This window comes from Faecalibacterium faecis, assembly GCF_040096475.1.
Lineage (GTDB): Bacteria > Bacillota > Clostridia > Oscillospirales > Ruminococcaceae > Faecalibacterium > Faecalibacterium taiwanense.
In genome coordinates this window covers 108,360-125,340 of record NZ_JBBMEP010000006.1, presented here as the reverse complement: position 1 = coordinate 125,340, position 16,981 = coordinate 108,360, and the positions used below count along the sequence as shown (strand labels likewise).

Genomic DNA, 16,981 nt, shown 5'->3' with positions numbered 1-16,981 from the left:
GTGGTGAACAAACAAAGATGCAACTGAAACCTGAAGAGATCTCCAAGATCATCCGTGCGCAGATCAAGCATTACGAAAATGCCATCGAGCAGAGCGAGACCGGCACGGTCATTATGGTGGGCGACGGCATCGCCCGCGCCAGTGGTCTGGAAAAGTGCATGGCAGGTGAGCTGCTTCAGTTTGATAACGGCGAATACGGCATGGCCCAGAATCTGGAGGAGAACACCGTCTCCATCGTTCTGCTGGGCTCCGACGTCGGCATCAAGGAAGGCAGCACTGTCAAGCGCACCGGCAAGGTGGTGTCCGTGCCGGTGGGCGAAGCCATGATCGGCCGTGTGGTCAACGCGCTGGGCCAGCCCATCGACGGCGCAGGCCCCATCGAGACCACCGAGTTCCGCGCCATTGAAAGCCGTGCTCCCGGCATCATCGACCGTCAGCCGGTCAAGGAGCCGCTGCAGACCGGCATCAAGGCCATCGACTCCATGATCCCCATTGGCCGCGGCCAGCGCGAGCTGATCATCGGCGACCGCCAGACCGGCAAGACCACCATCGCCTCCGATACCATCATCAACCAGAAGGGCAAGGACGTCATCTGCATTTACGTTGCCATCGGTCAGAAGCGCTCTACCGTGGCAAACCTTGTGCAGAGCCTGACCGAGGCCGGTGCTATGGGCTACACCATCGTGGTGTCCGCAACGGCATCCGAGCTTTCGCCCCTGCAGTATATCGCACCCTACTCCGGCTGTGCCATGGGCGAATATTTCATGCATCAGGGCAAGCACGTCCTCATCATCTACGACGATCTGTCCAAGCACGCCGTGGCCTACCGTGCACTGTCGCTGCTGATCCGCCGTCCCCCGGGACGTGAGGCTTACCCCGGCGACGTGTTCTATCTGCACTCCCGTCTGCTGGAACGCGCGGCCAAGCTCTCCAATGAGCTGGGCGGCGGCAGCCTGACGGCTCTGCCCATTATCGAGACGCAGGCGGGCGATGTTTCCGCCTACATCCCCACGAATGTCATTTCCATCACCGATGGTCAGATCTTCCTGGAGACGGAGCTGTTCCACTCCGGTGTCATGCCGGCAGTCAACCCCGGCATCTCGGTGTCCCGCGTGGGCGGCAATGCCCAGATCAAGGCCATGAAGAAGGTCGCCGGTACCCTGAAGCTGATCTACTCCCAGTACCGCGAGCTGCAGAGCTTTGCACAGTTCGGTTCCGATCTGGATGCCGACACCAAGGCCCGCCTTGCACAGGGCGAGCGCATTGTGGAAGTGCTCAAGCAGAACCGCTCCGCTCCCGTGCCTGTGGAAAAGCAGGTGGCCATCCTGTATGCGACCATTCACGATCACCTCGTGAAGGTCAAGGTGCCGGACGTGGCCGAGTATGAGAAGGGCCTGTACGAATATCTGGACAACAATGCTGCGGGTGCCGCCGTCATGGAGACCATCCGCACCACCGGCAATCTGGATAAGGACACTGAGGAGCAGCTTAAGAGCGTGCTCACAGCCTATACCGACAGCTTCGTCAAGGCGCACTAAGGAAGGAGGCGTAACGCATGGCTGGTTCCATGAAGGACATCAAGCTGCGCATCAAAAGCGTAGAGAGCACCATGCAGATCACCAAGGCAATGGAACTGGTGGCTTCCTCCAAAATGCGCCGCGCCAAGGAACGGGTGGAGCACAGCCGCCCTTACTTTGAAACGCTGCATGAGACTTTGACCAAAATCGCCGCGGCCGACCCCCGCGCCCGCAACCCCTACCTGCGCCGTGACGAAGTGAAGCGCACCCTGCTCATCGTGATCGCAGGCGACCGCGGCCTTGCCGGTGGATACAATTCCAACGTGCTCAAGCAGGCCGGGGCCGAAGAAGGCGAGGTGCTGGTGCTGCCCATCGGCAAGCGCTCGGCAGAGTATTTCGTCCACCACGAGGTGCCCCTGTTCACGCAGGAGGTGCTGCTGGCGGCAGATGTCTCGGTGGGCGAGTGCTTCCAGCTGTCCCGCCAGATCACGGAAGGATATCTCAAGGGCGAGTACGATGCGGTAAAGATCTGCTACACCCGGTTCGATTCCATGATGACCCAGACCGCAGCCACCATGGAGGTGCTGCCGCTGTCCATCGAACCTACCGAGCAGCAGAAGGCGGATGCCCGCCGCAGCCAGATCCTGTACAAGCCCAGCAGCGAGGAAGTATTCAGCGCGATCATCCCGGAGTATGTGGCAGGCATCGTCTACGGTGCCGTGTGCGAGAGCGTAGCCAGTGAGTTGGCAGCCCGCCGCACTGCCATGGATGCCGCCACCAAGAACGCCGGTGAGATGATCGACCATTTGAACCTGTATTATAACCGTGCCCGTCAGGCTGCCATCACGCAGGAGATCACCGAGATCGTGGCCGGCGCGGAGATTTAAAACCTATCAAAAAGGAGTTGTAGCCTATGTCCGAAAAACATATCGGCAAGGTGCTCCAGGTCATCGGCCCGGTGCTGGACATCCAGTTTGAGGATGGCCAGCTGCCGGAGCTGCTCAACGCCATCGAGATCGACAACCACGGCGAAAAGCTGGTGGTCGAGGTGGCACAGCACACCGGCGATAACGTGGTGCGCTGCATTGCAATGAACAGCACCGATGGTCTGGTGCGCGGCACCGAAGCCGTGGATACCGGCGAACCCATCAAAGTGCCCGTGGGCGACCAGTGTCTGGGCCGCGTGTTCAACCTGCTGGGCGAGCCCGTGGACAACAAGCCCGCCCCGGCCCCGGAGGCCTACTGGCCCATTCACCGCCCTGCTCCCAGCTACGAGGAGCAGCAGTCCACCACCGAGATCCTCGAGACCGGCATCAAGGTCGTGGACCTGATCTGCCCCTACGCAAAGGGCGGCAAGATCGGTCTGTTCGGCGGTGCAGGCGTCGGCAAGACGGTCCTGATCCAGGAGCTGATCTATAACATCGCCACCGAGCACAACGGCTACTCGGTGTTCACCGGCGTTGGCGAGCGCACCCGTGAGGGCAACGACCTGTACGGCGAAATGACCGAGAGCGGCGTTATCAACAAGACTGCGCTGGTCTACGGCCAGATGAACGAACCCCCGGGAGCCCGTATGCGCGTGGCACTGTCCGGCCTGACCATGGCAGAGTATTTCCGCGATGTGAAGAATCAGGATGTGCTGCTCTTCATCGATAACATCTTCCGCTTCACGCAGGCAGGCTCTGAGGTGTCCGCACTGCTGGGCCGTATGCCTTCCGCCGTCGGCTACCAGCCCACGCTGGCCACCGAGATGGGCGCTCTGCAGGAGCGCATCACCTCCACCCGCAAGGGTTCCATCACCTCGGTGCAGGCCGTCTACGTGCCCGCCGATGACCTGACCGACCCGGCCCCTGCCACCACCTTTACCCATCTGGATGCTACCACGGTCCTGAGCCGTGACATCGCTTCGCAGGGCATCTACCCCGCTGTGGACCCGCTGGATTCCACCAGCCGCATCCTCAGCCCGGAGGTCGTGGGTCAGGAGCACTACGAGATCGCCCGCGCCGTCCAGAAGGTGCTGCAGCGCTACAAGGAGCTGCAGGACATCATTGCCATCATGGGCATGGACGAGCTGAGCGAGGAAGACAAGCGCACGGTCAGCCGCGCCCGCAAGGTGCAGCGCTTCCTGAGCCAGAGCTTCCACGTGGCAGAGCAGTTCACCGGTATGCCCGGCCAGTATGTGCCGCTCAAGGAGACCCTGCGCGGCTTCAAGATGATCCTGAACGGCGAGTGCGACGAGCTGCCCGAGAGCGCATTCCTGTTCGCGGGCACCATCGATGACGTGTTCGCAAAAGCGAAGAAAGGGTAAACCATGACGACCTTTCATCTGACGGTGGTCACGCCGGACGGCTGCGCCTTTGACGGGCAGGCCGAGCGCATCGTCTGCCGCGCCATTGACGGCGATCTGGCCATCCTTGCCAAACACGGGGATTACTGCACCGCGCTGGGCATGGGCGAAGCCCATATCGTGGATGCCGAGGGCCAGCGCCGCCGCGCCGCCTGCATGGGCGGGCTGCTGAGCGTGCTGGATGGCGAAGTGCGTCTGGTTGCCACCACATGGGAGTGGGCCGAGGAGATCGATCAGGCCCGCGCCGAGGCTTCCAAGAAGCGCGCGGAGGAGATCCTTGCGCAGAAGAACCTCGACAAGCGGGACTACGAGCTGGCTCAGGCGCGTCTCAAGCGCGCACTGGTGCGTACCTCTATCCACTGAGATAAGAAAAAAGGAGCCATTGCACAAACTGTGCGGTGGCTCCTTTTGCGTGCATGATGAAGTTAAAAATAAGATTTCCGCTGAACATGCCCAGAGCGAATGCGGAGGGCATTTAAATCGTAAAGACGTTACATCATATTTGCCTTCTCGATCAGGTTACGGATGTGATGGGCCAGCATCTCCACCGCAGCGGTGTTCTCGCCGCCGTTGGGCACAATGATGTCTGCGTTGCGCTTGCTGGGCTCCACAAAGGCCTCGTGCATGGGCTTGACGGTGGTCAGGTACTGATTGATGACGCTGTCCAGACTGCGGCCCCGCTCCTTCACATCCCGCACCAGACGGCGCAGGATGCGCTCGTCGGCGTCGGTGTCCACATAGATCTTGTAGTCGAACAGGGCGCACAGCTCCGGCTCCACAAAGGGCAGGATGCCTTCCACGATCAGCACCGGTGCGGGCTCGATGTGCTGCACCTTGTCGCTGCGGTTGTGGTTGGAGTAGTCGTACACCGGGCAGTCGATGGCGCGGCCTGCCTTCAGCTCCTGCAGATGGTAGATCAGCAAAGCGTTGTCAAAAGCATCCGGGTGGTCGTAGTTCAGCTTGCAGCGCTCCTCAAAGGGCAGCTCGTCGTGGCGCTTGTAATAGCTGTCGTGGGAGATCAGGCGCACTTCATCCTCGCCAAAACGCTCCTTCAGCCGCAGAGCAAGGGTGGTCTTGCCGCTGCCGGAGCCGCCTGCAATGCCAATGATCAGATTATTCATAGGGGTCCCTCCTGCATCATCCTGCCGCTTTGGGTGGAAAAAAGGGCAGGAATGGATTATAATAGGTGCAAAGCTGCCTGTCCGGGACACAGCGCCGGGCGGGCTTGTTCCTGTACATCATAACACAAACCGGCACATTTTTACAGCCCCAGGGCTGCAAATGTGTGAGATAAGGGAAAATGCCATGCAGAAAAAACAATTTCAGCAAAATATGAAGGACAAGGTCCGGGTGTTTGAGGATGGCGGCATCCGCCTGCTCAAACGAGGACAGAAGGGCGTGGTACACGCTATTTTCAGCCGTTTTGGCCTAGTGCTGGTTCTGCTGCTTTTACAGGCGTTCGCGCTGTTCAGCCTGCTGCAGTGGTTCGGCGAGCTGCTGCCGCATTATTTTGGCGGCACCCTGCTGGTAACAGCGGCAATGATGGTCTATCTGCTCAATCAGGACATGGACAACAGCGTGCGCATCACATGGCTGGTGGTCACAGCGCTGATGCCGGTGCTGGGCGTGCCGCTGTTCTGGTACACCAAAAGTGATGTGGGCCACAATGCCCTGAAGCGCCGCCTGCTGGATCTGGAGGGCCAGACCCGCGCCCAGCTGCCGCAGAATGAGCAGACCGTGGAGCTTTTGCAGGAGCAGGCACCCGAAGCAGTGCCGCTGGCACGGTATCTGCGGGGCAAGGGAGGCGGATTTCCGGTCTATGCCGACACGGTGGCCACCTACTTCAACGGCGGCGAAGCTATGTTCGATGAAATGCTGCGCCAGCTGGAAACGGCAAAAAAATACATCTTTCTGGAATATTTCATCGTGGATGAAGGCCTGATGTGGGGCCGCATTCTGGAAGTGCTGGCCCGCAAGGCGGCGCAGGGGGTGGATGTGCGGGTGATGTATGACGGCACCTGCGAGTTCTCCACCCTGCCGCGGGATTACCCCAGCCGGCTGGAAGCGCTGGGCATCCAGTGCAAGGTGTTCTCGCCGGTCACGCCCTTTGTTTCCACCCACTACAACTACCGCGACCACCGCAAAATTCTGGTCATTGATGGCCAGGTGAGTTTTACCGGCGGCGTGAATCTGGCAGATGAGTACATCAACCACATAGAAAAGTATGGCCGCTGGAAGGACTCGGCCCTGATGCTGGAAGGCGAAGGCGTGCGCTCCATGACGGCACTGTTTTTGCAGATGTGGAGCATCCTGTGCCAGCCGGAGTTTGAGCAGTTCCTGTCCGATCCCATCCCGGCGGCAGCAAACGCCAAGGGTTTTGTGGTGCCCTACGGGGACTGCCCGCTGGACGGTGAGCGGGTGGGCGAAATGGTGTACATGGATATGCTCAACCGCGCCCGGAAGTATGTGCACATCATCACGCCGTATCTGATTTTAGACGGCGAGCTGGAAACGGCCCTGCGCTTTGCGGCAGAGCGCGGTGTGGATGTGCACCTGATCCTGCCCGGCAAGCCGGATAAGTGGTTCGTTTATGCACTGGCCAAGACCCACTACAAGGCGCTGATTTCTTCGGGTGTGAAGATCAGCGAGTGGCAGCCCGGCTTTACCCATGCGAAGATCGTGATCGCCGACGGCGTGGAAGCTGTGGCGGGCACCATCAATCTGGACTACCGCAGCCTGTACCATCACTTTGAAAACGCGGTCTGGATGCGCGGCACCGACTGCATTGCCAACATGGAAGCGGATTTTCAGGATACGCTCACCCGGTGCCGCAGGGTGGAGCAGACGAAAGAAAGTATCTGGCAGGGCAAAAAGCTGCTGCATCTGGCGGGCATCCTGCTCAAGTTTATTGCGCCGCTGGTGTGAAAGACTTCCTCCGTTATGGCTGCGTAAGCAGACTGGAGAAGCTCTGAATACAAAAAGGCCCACTGCCTTTCGACAGCGGGCCTTTTGTTACCGATTTAAATAAAAATCAGCGCTTAGTTCTGCTTCATGCGAGCAAAGCAGTCAGAGCAGTAGACCGGACGATCCTCACGGGGCTGGAAGGGGACCTTGCAAGCCTTGCCGCAAGCTGCGCAGACAGCATCGAACATCTGACGCTCACCGCTGTTGCTGCGTGCGCCGCCGTTCTTGCGGGCGTCACGGCAGGGCTTGCAGCGCTGGGGCTGATTCTCGAAGCCGCGAGATGCGTAGAACTCCTGCTCACCAGCAGTCCAAACAAATTCCTTACCGCAGTCCTTGCAGACCAGAGTCTTGTCTTCAAACATAGTAGTATCTCCTCTTTAGTTAGTTCTTGCCCACGGAAGGATTGTAACCATACCTTTGGTTTTGGGACCATCGCGCTGATCAGTAAGCTTACCAGGGGCTTGAATGAATGGACGTCCTCCAATTGAGGACTTTTCTATTGTACCGTCCTTTTTGAAATTTGTCAACCAAAAAACAACCATTCGCCTTGCTATTTGTATAGATAGCACAATCCGACAGGGCTGATTTGGGTAAAATAACTGCCGGAAGATGAAAAAGGGGCTGCCGCACATTCCGTGCAGCAGCCCCTGCAAAGCCCTTTGGAAAACGATTACTTCTCGAGGACTTCCTTGGTGTCGCGGGCAATCATCAGCTCCTCGTCGGTAGCAATGACCAGAGTGCGCACCTTTGCGCCCCAGGCAGTGATCTCGCACACATCGCCCACGGGGTGCTTGTTCTTCTCGGTATCGATGCGGATGCCCAGCCAATCCATGTGGTGGCAGACCTTTGCACGGGCGATCGCGTCGTGCTCGCCGATGCCGCCGGTGAAGACGATGGCATCCACGCCGCCCATTGCAGCGATGTAAGCGCCAACGGTCTTCTTGATCTGGTAGTTCAGCATGTCGGAAGCCAGCTGTGCGCGCTTGTTGCCGGCAGCAGCTGCCTCTTCCACGTCACGCTTGTCGCTGGAAACACCGGAGATGCCCAGCAGGCCGGACTTCTTGTTCAGGATCTCGTCCAGCTCGTGGCCGGTGATGTTCAGGGTGTACTTCAGGTAGTTGACCACAGAGGGGTCCAGGTCGCCGCAGCGGGTGCCCATCATCAGGCCGGCCAGCGGGGTCATGCCCATGGAGGTGTCCACGACCTTGCCCTGATCCACAGCGGCAATGGAGGAACCGTTGCCCAGATGGCAGGTGATCAGCTTCAGGCGCTCAATGGGCTCTTCCAGATACTCGGCAGCCTTGTGGGCAACGTACTTGTGGCTGGTGCCGTGGAAGCCGTAGCGGCGCACGCCGTACTTCTCGTAGTACTCATACGGAATGGCGTACATATAAGCCTTCGGAGGCATGGTGCTGTGGAAAGCGGTATCGAACACAGCCACCATGGGGATGTTGCCGAACACCTTGCGTGCGGCCTCGATGCCCAGAATGCCGGCGGGGTTGTGCAGGGGAGCCAGAGGGCTCAGCTCGCGGATGGTCTCGATGACCTCGTCGGTGATCAGGCAGCTCTCCTTGAACTTCTCGCCGCCGTGCACGACACGGTGACCGATGGCATCGATCTCGCTGACGTCGTTGATGCACTTGCCTTCGCCGGTGGTCATTTTCTTCACGACCTCGGCAAATGCCTCGGTGTGGGTGGGGAAGATGGCGGGCGTGGTGGCCTTGTGGCCGTTTGCCTCATGGGTGATCATGCTGCTTTCCATGCCAATGCGCTCGCACAGGCCCTTGCACAGCACCTTCTCGCCGTCCATATCGATCAGCTGATACTTCAGAGAAGAAGAGCCGCAGTTAATAACCAGAACTTTCATCTGTGTTGCCTCCTGTATGTTTTTGGTCTGCCCTCTTTTTAAACCTGAGGACAGAATTTTACAGATTCCTGTGTTTATTATATAATAGGGTGGGCGGCTTTTCAAGCCGCAACCCGGGCAAAGCGGTAAAGCTTGTGTACAAGGTTTTTGTACATCCTGCCCACAAATGCGCAAAACCACTGCAGTTTTCTGTATATACGATATAAATTTAACAATCTTTCCGAGGGCGCAGCAGCCCTGCAGAGGAGCTTATCTATGAAATTTGCCGGTATCATTGCAGAGTACGACCCCTTTCACAACGGCCATGCATGGCAGCTGGCGCAGGCAAAAGCGCTGGGAGCACAGCATGTGGCGGTGGCCATGAGCTGCGGGCTGACCCAGCGCGGCGCACTGCCGCTGCTGCCGGAAGCGGTGCGGGTGCAGGCCGCCCTGCAGTGCGGGGCAGATCTGATATTTGCGCTGCCTGCGCCCTGTGCCTGTGCGGGGGCAGAGGCTTTTGCCCGGGCGGGGGTGCGCATCCTTGCCGCCGCCGGGTGCGATGCGCTGGTGTTCGGGGCAGAGACGCCGGACGCAGCCCTGCTGATGGAAGCTGCCCGGGTACTGAACAGCGAGGCCTACCGCACCGAGCTGAAGCGCCAGCTTGTAGCCGGTGCCCGCAGCTTTGCGGCGGCGCGGCAGGCAGCGGTGGAAGCGCTCTGCCCGGGCACGGCACTGGCCGCGCTGTTGGATAAGCCCAACAACAATCTGGCAGTAGAATACTGCAAGGCCATTCTGGAACAGGAGGCACCCATGACCCCGGTGCCGCTGCCCCGCGTGGGGGCGGGCCACGGGCAGGCCCTTGCCGAAAGCGGCCACGCCCAGTTTGCCAGTGCCAGCGCGCTGCGCGCCCTCTGGGCAGAGCAGGGCGCGGATGCGCTGACTCCTTATGTGCCGGAAAAAGCACTGGAACTGTATAAAAAAGCGGAAATCGACGGAATGTATACCGACTATGCCGCCGCAGGCCGGTGTGAGCTGGCTCTGCTGCGGGCGGCCTGTGCACGACCGGAACCTTTTGCCGCAGTGCGGGGCGTTTCCGAGGGGTTGGACCACCGGCTGGAAAACGCCGTGCGCAGCTGCACTGGCCTGCCCCAGCTGCTGGACGCGCTGACCACTGTGCGTTACCCCCGGGCCCGGATGCGCCGCCTTGCCATGGATGCGGCACTGGGCTATACGGCGGAGACCGTGCCTGCCCTGCCGCCCTATCTGCATTTGCTGGGGGCAAGGCGGGAAGCACTTGTGCTGCTGAAGCATGCATCCCTGCCGCTGAGCCACTCGCTGGCAAAGCTGGAAAAAGAAAACGATGCCTGCGCCCGCATGGCGGCGGCACAGGCAGGAGCCAGCGATTTTGGCGCACTGTGCCGCCGGGTGCCCGGGCCGATGGGGGGAGTATATCGTCAAAAAATTATCTTTTTGACGAATTGACAAAAAATAATCGAAAAAATTTTATGCAGAAACACTTGTGCCCGGACGGTTTGTGGTGTATGATTAAAGCAATGCAATGTTGGATACAACAAATGAGAACGGAATCAGAAAACCGCACGCAATAAGGAGGAAACTTCATGGCACTTCACGTTCTGGACGAAGCCAACCGCTGTCTGGGCTGCAAAAAGCCGCTGTGCCAGCAGGGCTGCCCCATCCACACCAACATCCCGGAGGTCATTCGGCTGCTCAAGGCAAACCAGATGGACGAAGCTGGCAGAATGCTGTTTGAGAATAACCCGCTGACCACCGTTTGTGCGTTGGTGTGCAACCACGAGAACCAGTGCGAGGGCCACTGCGTGCGCAACCGGATGCCCAGCCACGACCCGGTGCACTTCTCCATTATTGAGGACTACATTTCCACGACCTACGCCAACAAAATGACCGCCGGCCCTGCCCCCAAAAACGGCATGAAGGCGGCAGTCGTTGGCTCCGGCCCGGCGGGCCTGACCATTGCGGTGCTGCTGGCACGCTGGGGCTACGATGTGACCATCTTTGATGCCCGCGATAAGATCGGCGGCGTCATGCGCTACGGCATCCCCAACTATCGCCTGCCGGACAGCGTGCTGGACGATTTCCAGTACCGCCATCTGGAGCTGAAGGGCATCAAGGTGCGGCCCAACACCACCATCGGCAAGACCATCACCATCGATGATCTGTTCCGCGACGGCTACAAGAGCGTGTTCATCGGTGCCGGTCTGTGGAAGGCCAACGCCATGCATATCAAGGGCGAAACTTTGGGAAATGTAGCCTTTGGCATCGATTATCTGGCAAACTCCAAGGCGTTCCGTCTGGGCAGCGATATTGCCGTGATCGGCGTGGGCAACTCTGCCATGGACTGCGCCCGCACCGCCATCCGCAACGGTGCCCGCCACGTCACCTGCTATGCCCGCCGCGACGAGAGCTGCATCAGTGCTTCCGAGTATGAGGTGAGCTATGCAAAGCTGGAGGGCGTGGGCTTCCGCTTCTGCAAAGCACCGGTGGAGATCCGCGAGAACGGCCTGATCTGCCGCGATACCGTCAAGGGCGAGGACGGTAAATTTACGCAGGTGGAGGGCAGCGAGACCTTCTACCCTCACACCGGCGTGATCGTGTCGGTCAGCCAGGGCTCGGAGAGCAACCTCGTCAAGACCACTACCGGCATCGAGACCAACCAGAAGGGTCTGCTCACCGTCAGCGAGGACGGCAGCACCACCCGCGAGGGCGTATTTGCCGGCGGCGATGCCGTGATGGGCGCACGCACCGTGGTGGAGGCGGTGGCTGTGGCCAAGAAGGTGGCCGAGAGCATGGATGCCTACATGAAGAGCCTGCCTGCAGAAGAAGTGGCTGACCCCTATGCCAATATCCCGGTGTTCCAGACCCCCACCTCGGACGTGCTGGCAAAGCAGGAGATCTGACGAAATAAAGACAAACTTGGAAGAAACTGTAAAGCTTCTGCGTCTTTGCCGATCTTTGCCGCTCCGTTTGTTGACGGGGCGGCTTTTGCCTTGTATACTATTCATATACTTGTTCCAGATTTGTACAAACTGGAAACAAAGAACAGCGAAAGGCGGTGGACGCTATCCTGAAAGCATCCCTCCCGAAACTGCGGGAAAAACTATTGGAAGCGCTGCAGGCAGTGCTGCCCATTGCAGCCATCGTGCTGGTGCTCTGCTTTACCATTGCGCCGGTGTCGCCCAGCATCCTGCTGTGCTTTTTGCTGGGGGCCGCCATGATCGTGGTGGGCATCATGTTCTTCACACTGGGCGCGGAGATGAGCATGACCCCCATGGGCGAGCGCGTGGGTGCGGTGATCACCAAAAGCCGGAAGCTGCCGGTGATCTTGGGCATCGGCTTTCTGCTGGGCTTCCTCATCACCATTTCGGAGCCGGACCTGCAGGTGCTGGCAAATCAGGTGCCCTCCATCCCGAACCGCACCCTTATTTTATCGGTGGCGGCGGGCGTGGGCCTGTTTCTGGTGTTTGCCTTCCTGCGTATGCTTATTGGCATCTCGCTGCCAAAGCTGCTGGTGCTGTTCTACGGCATGATCTTTCTTCTGGCGGCGTTTGTGCCCAAGGAATTTCTTGCTGTGGCCTTTGACTCCGGCGGTGTGACCACCGGCCCCATGACTGTGCCCTTTATCATGGCGCTGGGCGTGGGTGTGTCAGCTATCCGCGGCGACCGCCACGCGGCGGACGACAGCTTTGGTCTGGTGGCCATGTGCTCCATCGGCCCCATTCTGGCAGTGCTCATTCTGGGCATCGTGTTCCGCGCCTCGGACAGCACCTATATCCCGCCGGTGCTGCCGGAGGTGAGCGACTCGGTGGAGCTGTGGCAGCTGTTCCATGTCAGCCTGCCTACGTATCTGGAAGAGATCGCTGTCTCGCTGCTGCCCATCATCGTGATGTTCGGCATTTTTCAATTTGTGGCTCTGTACATGGACCGCCGGTCGCTGGGCCGCATTGCGGTGGGTCTTGCGTATACCTACGTGGGCCTTGTGCTGTTCCTCACCGGCGCAAATGTGGGCTTTATGCCCGCCGGTAATTATCTGGGTCAGGTGCTGGCCGGGCAGAGCTTCCGCTGGATCATCATTCCCATCGGAATGCTCATCGGTTACTTCATCGTCAAGGCCGAGCCGGCCGTCTATGTGCTGAACAAGCAGGTGGAAGAGGTGACCGACGGTGCCATTTCGGCCAAGGCCATGGGCACAGCCCTTTCGGCAGGCGTTTCCATCTCGGTGGGCCTTGCCATGGTGCGGGTACTCACCGGCATTTCCATCCTGTGGTTCCTCGTGCCGGGCTATGTGTTTGCCATCGGCATCTCCTTTGTGGTGCCAAAGCTGTTCACCGCCATTGCATTTGACGCGGGCGGCGTGGCATCTGGCCCCATGACAGCCACCTTCCTGCTGCCGCTGGCACAGGGTGCCTGCGTGGCCGTGGGCGGCAATATCGTCACCGACGCTTTCGGCGTGGTGGCCATGGTGGCCATGACCCCGCTCATTACGGTGCAGCTGATGGGCCTTGTGGCACAGCTGCGCACCCGCAAGGCCCGGCGGCTGCAGCCTGCGGCCATGGGTGCGGCCTTTGCCGGTCTGCCGGACGATGATATCATTGAACTGTAAGGAGGGCTCGGCATGAGTTCGTTGTTTTTGATGGTGACCATCACCGACCGCCGCTCCACCGATGCCTTTTTGCAGCTGTACCAGCAGCGCGGCGTGGATGTGAACCTGCGCACGGTGGGCAGCGGCACAGCGGTGCGGGAGACGCTGGCCACGCTGGGTCTGGAAAAGACCGAGAAGGCCGTGCTGCTGGCGGTGGTGACAGAGGATACATGGAAGGCCGTCCGGACAGACCTGCGCCGCAAAATGCGCATCGACGTGCCGGGCACCGGCATTGCATTCACGGTGCCGCTGAGCAGCATCGGCGGCAGAAGGGCGCTGATGTTCCTCACCCAGCACCAGCCGCTGACATTGAAGGAGGAGAGCACCTTGAAGGATACCCGTTACGAACTGCTGCTGGTAATCGCCAATCAGGGCCACACCGGCACCATTATGGATGCCGCCCGCGCAGCAGGTGCCGGCGGTGGCACGGTGATCCACGCCAAGGGTACCGGCATGGAAGGCGCAGCCCAGTTCCTTGGCATGGAGCTGGTGAACGAAAAGGAGCTGGTGCTTATCGTGGCCCGCACGCCGGAAAAGAACCGCATCATGAAAGCCATCATGGACGGTGCCGGGCCAAAGGCGGGCGCGATCGTGTTCTCGCTGCCGGTGACGGATACCGCCGGTCTGCGTCTGCTGGAGGACGAGGAACCGGTGCAGGAGACCGCTGCGCAGTAAACAACAAAATGTAATTTATTCCGGGACTATTCCGCATTTATGGGCGAAACGCTTGATAAATGCGGATTTTTTCGTTATCATAGAAGAAAGAAATTCAAGAATGAGGGACAAAAGATGATAAAGCTTTCATATGAGCAGCAGATCGCATTCAATTCGCTGTCCATCATCGTGGGCAATGCACTGTATGCGCTCACGGTGGTGCTGTTTCTTGTGCCGTCAGGCCTGATCACCGGCGGTGCCACCGGCATCGCACTGGGCATCAACCGTGCATTGGGACTGCCGGTGTCCGGTGTGCTGTTCGTCATCAACATGACCATGCTTGCGGTGGGCTGGGTGCTGCTGGGGCGGCGCTTTGCCATCACCACCATTGCCAGCACCGTGCTCAGCCCCCTGTTTCTGGCCCTGTGGGAGCGGGTGTTCACAGGCTTTGTGCTCACCGATGATCTGGTGCTCAACACCATTTTTGCAGGCCTCGGCGTAGGCATTTCGCTGGGCATCACCATCCGGGCAGGCGCATCCACCGGCGGCATGGACATCCCTCCGCTGGTGCTGAACAAATATTTCCACATCCCGGTGTCGGCCAGTATGCTGGTGTTCGATATGCTCATCCTTTGCCTGCAGGCGGCGTTCAGCCCGCTGCAGCAGTGTCTGTACGGCATCGTGATGGTGATCGTGTATACAGTGGTGCTGGACAAGGTGCTCATCTTCGGCACGACCCGCACCGAGGTAAAGATCATCAGCCAGCACGCCGATGATATCCGCGAGGCCATCTTCACCCAGCTGGACCGCGGTGTGACCGTGCTGCATGGCGAGGGAGGCTACAGTCACGAGCCGGAGCAGGTGCTGCTGAGCATCGTGAGCAACCGCCAGCTGCCGAAGCTGGAAAAGCTGGCCCATGCCATCGACCCCACCTGCTTTATGATCGTGAGCCATGTGACCGAGGTGAGCGGGCGCGGCTTCTCGCTGGATAAGAATTACCAGTAAACGCTGAAAATCCCAGCAGATACTTGAAAAACAGTACCGGTTTAGGGTATAGTATAGAAGAACGGTAGGTGATGCCGTGATTTTACCCAACAGGAAAGGAAAACCATCATGTTTGATATTTTCAATATGCTCAAGAAGGAAGAACACAAGGACGCAAAGCAGGTGACCCGCGAGACCATCATCGGCGATATCCTGGATATGGACCAGACCACCGCTCCCTACTTCATGGAGATCGGCATGCACTGCCTGGGCTGCCCTGCATCCCGCGGCGAGAGCATCGAGGAGGCCTGTGCTGTCCACGGCGTGGACTGCGATGAGCTGATCGAGAAGCTGAACGAGCATCTGGCCGCAAAGAAGGCATAAATTGCTGCCCACACTGGATGCGCGTCTGGCTGCCGCCGCAGAGCTTGTGCGGCCGGGAGAGCCGGTGGCAGACATCGGCTGCGACCACGGCAAGCTGACGGCGGTGCTGGCGGCTTCGGGAAAATACCCGAAGGTAATCGGTGCCGACCTGCGGCCCGGCCCGCTGGCAAAGGCAGAGCAGACGCTGGAACATGCAGGCTGTAAAGACCGCGCTGAGCTTCGGCTTGGCGACGGTCTTTCTGTGCTTACGGAGAACGAAGTAGACAGCATCGTGCTGGCGGGCGTTTCCGCCCAGACCACTTGGGAAATTTTAGAGAAAGCCCCGTGGGTGTTCACCGTGGGAGGGCCGCGGATCATCATGATCCCGGCCACCCGCCACGACGCGCTGCGCCGCTGGTTGTGGGAGCATGGCTTCTCCTTTGCAGCCGACCGCCCGGTGCAGGCGGCGGGCCGCTGGTACGCGGTGATGGCGGCGGAGTACACCGGCAGGGTGTATGCGCCCACCTTTGCCGAGTGCCTGTTTGGCAGTACGGGAGAGTGGCCTGGGGGAAAAGGCTACGCCGACTGGCAGAAGGCAAAGCTGCCCCGGATGCGCCTTGGCGTACCGGATGGCAGCGAACTTGCGCAGGAAATCGATCGTTTATTAGCTGGCTTGCCCTCTCAGGCCGCTTCGCGTCCAGCTCTCCCAAAGGGAGAGCCTTTGGCAAAATGATGAACGCTGCATGGAATGCCAAGGCCTCTCACCATGGGAGAGGTGGCATTGCGTAAGCAATGACGGAGAGGGCGAGGATGGTGAAGATATGATAACAGTTAATCAGGTATACGAAGCAATGCAGGCCATCGCGCCGCTGGAGCTGGCGGAACACTGGGATAATCCCGGCCTGCTGGTGGACTGCGGCGGGCAGATGCACCGGGTGCTGGCAGCACTGGACATCACCCCCGAAGTGGTGGCTGAAGCCGCCGCAAAGCAGTGTGAGATGATCGTGTCCCACCACCCGGTCATTTTTGATCCGCTCAAAAAGATCGGCCCGCAGGATGTGCCTTTCCAGCTGGTGCAGGCGGGCATTTCTGCCATCTGTATGCACACCAATCTGGATGCTGCCGAGGGCGGCGTGAACGAAGTGCTGGCAGGCATCTTTGACATGAAGAATATGGAAACCTTTGCCGAGGGCTGCGGCCGTGTGGGAGCCATTGAAGAAATCGCGGTTCCAAAGCTTGCCCGCAAGGCACAGCAGGAGCTTGCTGCGCGCTGCAACCAGCCGAAGAACGGCCCGGCGGTGCAGGTGAAGTTTGTGGATGCGGGTAAGCCGGTCAAGCGCTTGGCGGTCATCAGCGGTGCGGGCGGAAGCCTGTTTGCAGATGCCATTGCTATGGGCGCGGACTGCCTGCTGACCGGTGAAGCCAACCACCACCACGCCATCGATGCCAAGCGGCTGGGCCTTTCGCTCATTGCGGCGGGCCACTATGCCACCGAATTTCCGGTGACTGCCGCCGTGGCTGCAAAGCTGCGCGCCGCCCTGCCGGAGCTGGAAGTGCTGGTGAGCACCGAGAACCGGGACCCGTATACGTATTTATAAGGGAAAGCTGCTGCTTTTTCTTGCAGCGAT

16 protein-coding genes are annotated in these 16,981 nt (G+C 59.6%); 13 read left to right on the top strand and 3 right to left on the bottom strand.

What is annotated here, in order from left to right; translation table 11 throughout:
• The first annotated feature begins 17 nt into the window (after nt 1–17).
• From atpA to atpC, 4 genes are read left to right on the top strand one after another with little or no spacing between them, the layout of a single operon-like run.
• The gene (gene atpA / locus WMO17_RS04700) at nt 18–1,538 is read left to right on the top strand and encodes a F0F1 ATP synthase subunit alpha (protein WP_097774385.1); all 1,521 of its coding nucleotides are present in this window, start codon (nt 18–20) and stop codon (nt 1,536–1,538) included.
• Nucleotides 1,539–1,555: 17 nt separating this feature from the next.
• Nucleotides 1,556–2,404, top strand: a complete 849-nt coding sequence (gene atpG / locus WMO17_RS04695; RefSeq protein ID WP_005938091.1) for an ATP synthase F1 subunit gamma — start codon at nt 1,556–1,558, stop codon at nt 2,402–2,404.
• A 26-nt stretch (nt 2,405–2,430) separates the two neighbouring features.
• Nucleotides 2,431–3,825, top strand: coding sequence for a F0F1 ATP synthase subunit beta (gene atpD / locus WMO17_RS04690; protein WP_005938088.1), 1,395 nt, complete (start codon nt 2,431–2,433; stop codon nt 3,823–3,825).
• A 3-nt stretch (nt 3,826–3,828) separates the two neighbouring features.
• Nucleotides 3,829–4,227 (top strand): ATP synthase F1 subunit epsilon, encoded by a 399-nt coding sequence (atpC, locus tag WMO17_RS04685; protein ID WP_005938085.1) that lies wholly within the window; start codon nt 3,829–3,831, stop codon nt 4,225–4,227.
• Nucleotides 4,228–4,355: 128 nt separating this feature from the next.
• On the opposite strand, the gene udk is transcribed toward atpC, so the two are convergent.
• Nucleotides 4,356–4,985 carry a uridine kinase gene (udk, locus tag WMO17_RS04680; protein WP_097781254.1) on the bottom strand — a complete coding sequence of 210 codons (630 nt, stop codon included), beginning with the start codon at nt 4,983–4,985 and terminating at the stop codon, nt 4,356–4,358.
• A 184-nt stretch (nt 4,986–5,169) separates the two neighbouring features.
• Between udk and WMO17_RS04675 the strand changes: the two genes are divergently transcribed.
• A complete protein-coding gene (locus WMO17_RS04675; protein WP_349137572.1) occupies nt 5,170–6,789 on the top strand; it encodes a phospholipase D-like domain-containing protein in 1,620 nt (539 codons plus the stop codon).
• Between the two features lie 113 nt (nt 6,790–6,902).
• Here the strand turns inward: WMO17_RS04675 and WMO17_RS04670 are convergent, their stop codons facing one another.
• Nucleotides 6,903–7,190 carry a zinc-ribbon domain containing protein gene (locus WMO17_RS04670; RefSeq protein WP_005921120.1) on the bottom strand — a complete coding sequence of 96 codons (288 nt, stop codon included), beginning with the start codon at nt 7,188–7,190 and terminating at the stop codon, nt 6,903–6,905.
• Nucleotides 7,191–7,498: 308 nt separating this feature from the next.
• Nucleotides 7,499–8,695, bottom strand: a complete 1,197-nt coding sequence (locus WMO17_RS04665) for an acetate/propionate family kinase (RefSeq protein WP_097781256.1) — start codon at nt 8,693–8,695, stop codon at nt 7,499–7,501.
• Nucleotides 8,696–8,950: 255 nt separating this feature from the next.
• Between WMO17_RS04665 and WMO17_RS04660 the strand changes: the two genes are divergently transcribed.
• The 8 genes from WMO17_RS04660 (at nt 8,951) to WMO17_RS04625 (ending at nt 16,951) form a co-directional block, all read left to right on the top strand.
• On the top strand, nt 8,951–10,156 hold the full coding sequence (locus WMO17_RS04660) for a nucleotidyltransferase family protein (RefSeq protein WP_349137571.1): 1,206 nt from the start codon (nt 8,951–8,953) through the stop codon (nt 10,154–10,156).
• Between the two features lie 137 nt (nt 10,157–10,293).
• Nucleotides 10,294–11,610, top strand: coding sequence for an NAD(P)-dependent oxidoreductase (locus WMO17_RS04655; protein ID WP_249236463.1), 1,317 nt, complete (start codon nt 10,294–10,296; stop codon nt 11,608–11,610).
• A gap of 155 nt (nt 11,611–11,765) precedes the next feature.
• The gene (locus WMO17_RS04650; protein ID WP_349137570.1) at nt 11,766–13,313 is read left to right on the top strand and encodes a DUF1538 domain-containing protein; all 1,548 of its coding nucleotides are present in this window, start codon (nt 11,766–11,768) and stop codon (nt 13,311–13,313) included.
• Nucleotides 13,314–13,325: 12 nt separating this feature from the next.
• Nucleotides 13,326–14,027, top strand: a complete 702-nt coding sequence (locus WMO17_RS04645; protein ID WP_349137569.1) for a P-II family nitrogen regulator — start codon at nt 13,326–13,328, stop codon at nt 14,025–14,027.
• Nucleotides 14,028–14,141: 114 nt separating this feature from the next.
• The gene (locus WMO17_RS04640) at nt 14,142–15,011 is read left to right on the top strand and encodes a YitT family protein (protein ID WP_349137568.1); all 870 of its coding nucleotides are present in this window, start codon (nt 14,142–14,144) and stop codon (nt 15,009–15,011) included.
• A gap of 108 nt (nt 15,012–15,119) precedes the next feature.
• Entirely contained in the window at nt 15,120–15,374 is a 255-nt protein-coding gene (locus tag WMO17_RS04635) for a DUF1858 domain-containing protein (protein ID WP_005938058.1), read from the top strand.
• A 1-nt stretch (nt 15,375) separates the two neighbouring features.
• Nucleotides 15,376–16,086, top strand: a complete 711-nt coding sequence (locus tag WMO17_RS04630; RefSeq protein WP_349137567.1) for a class I SAM-dependent methyltransferase — start codon at nt 15,376–15,378, stop codon at nt 16,084–16,086.
• Nucleotides 16,087–16,174: 88 nt separating this feature from the next.
• The gene (locus tag WMO17_RS04625) at nt 16,175–16,951 is read left to right on the top strand and encodes a Nif3-like dinuclear metal center hexameric protein (protein ID WP_349137566.1); all 777 of its coding nucleotides are present in this window, start codon (nt 16,175–16,177) and stop codon (nt 16,949–16,951) included.
• Nucleotides 16,952–16,981: the final 30 nt, after the last annotated feature.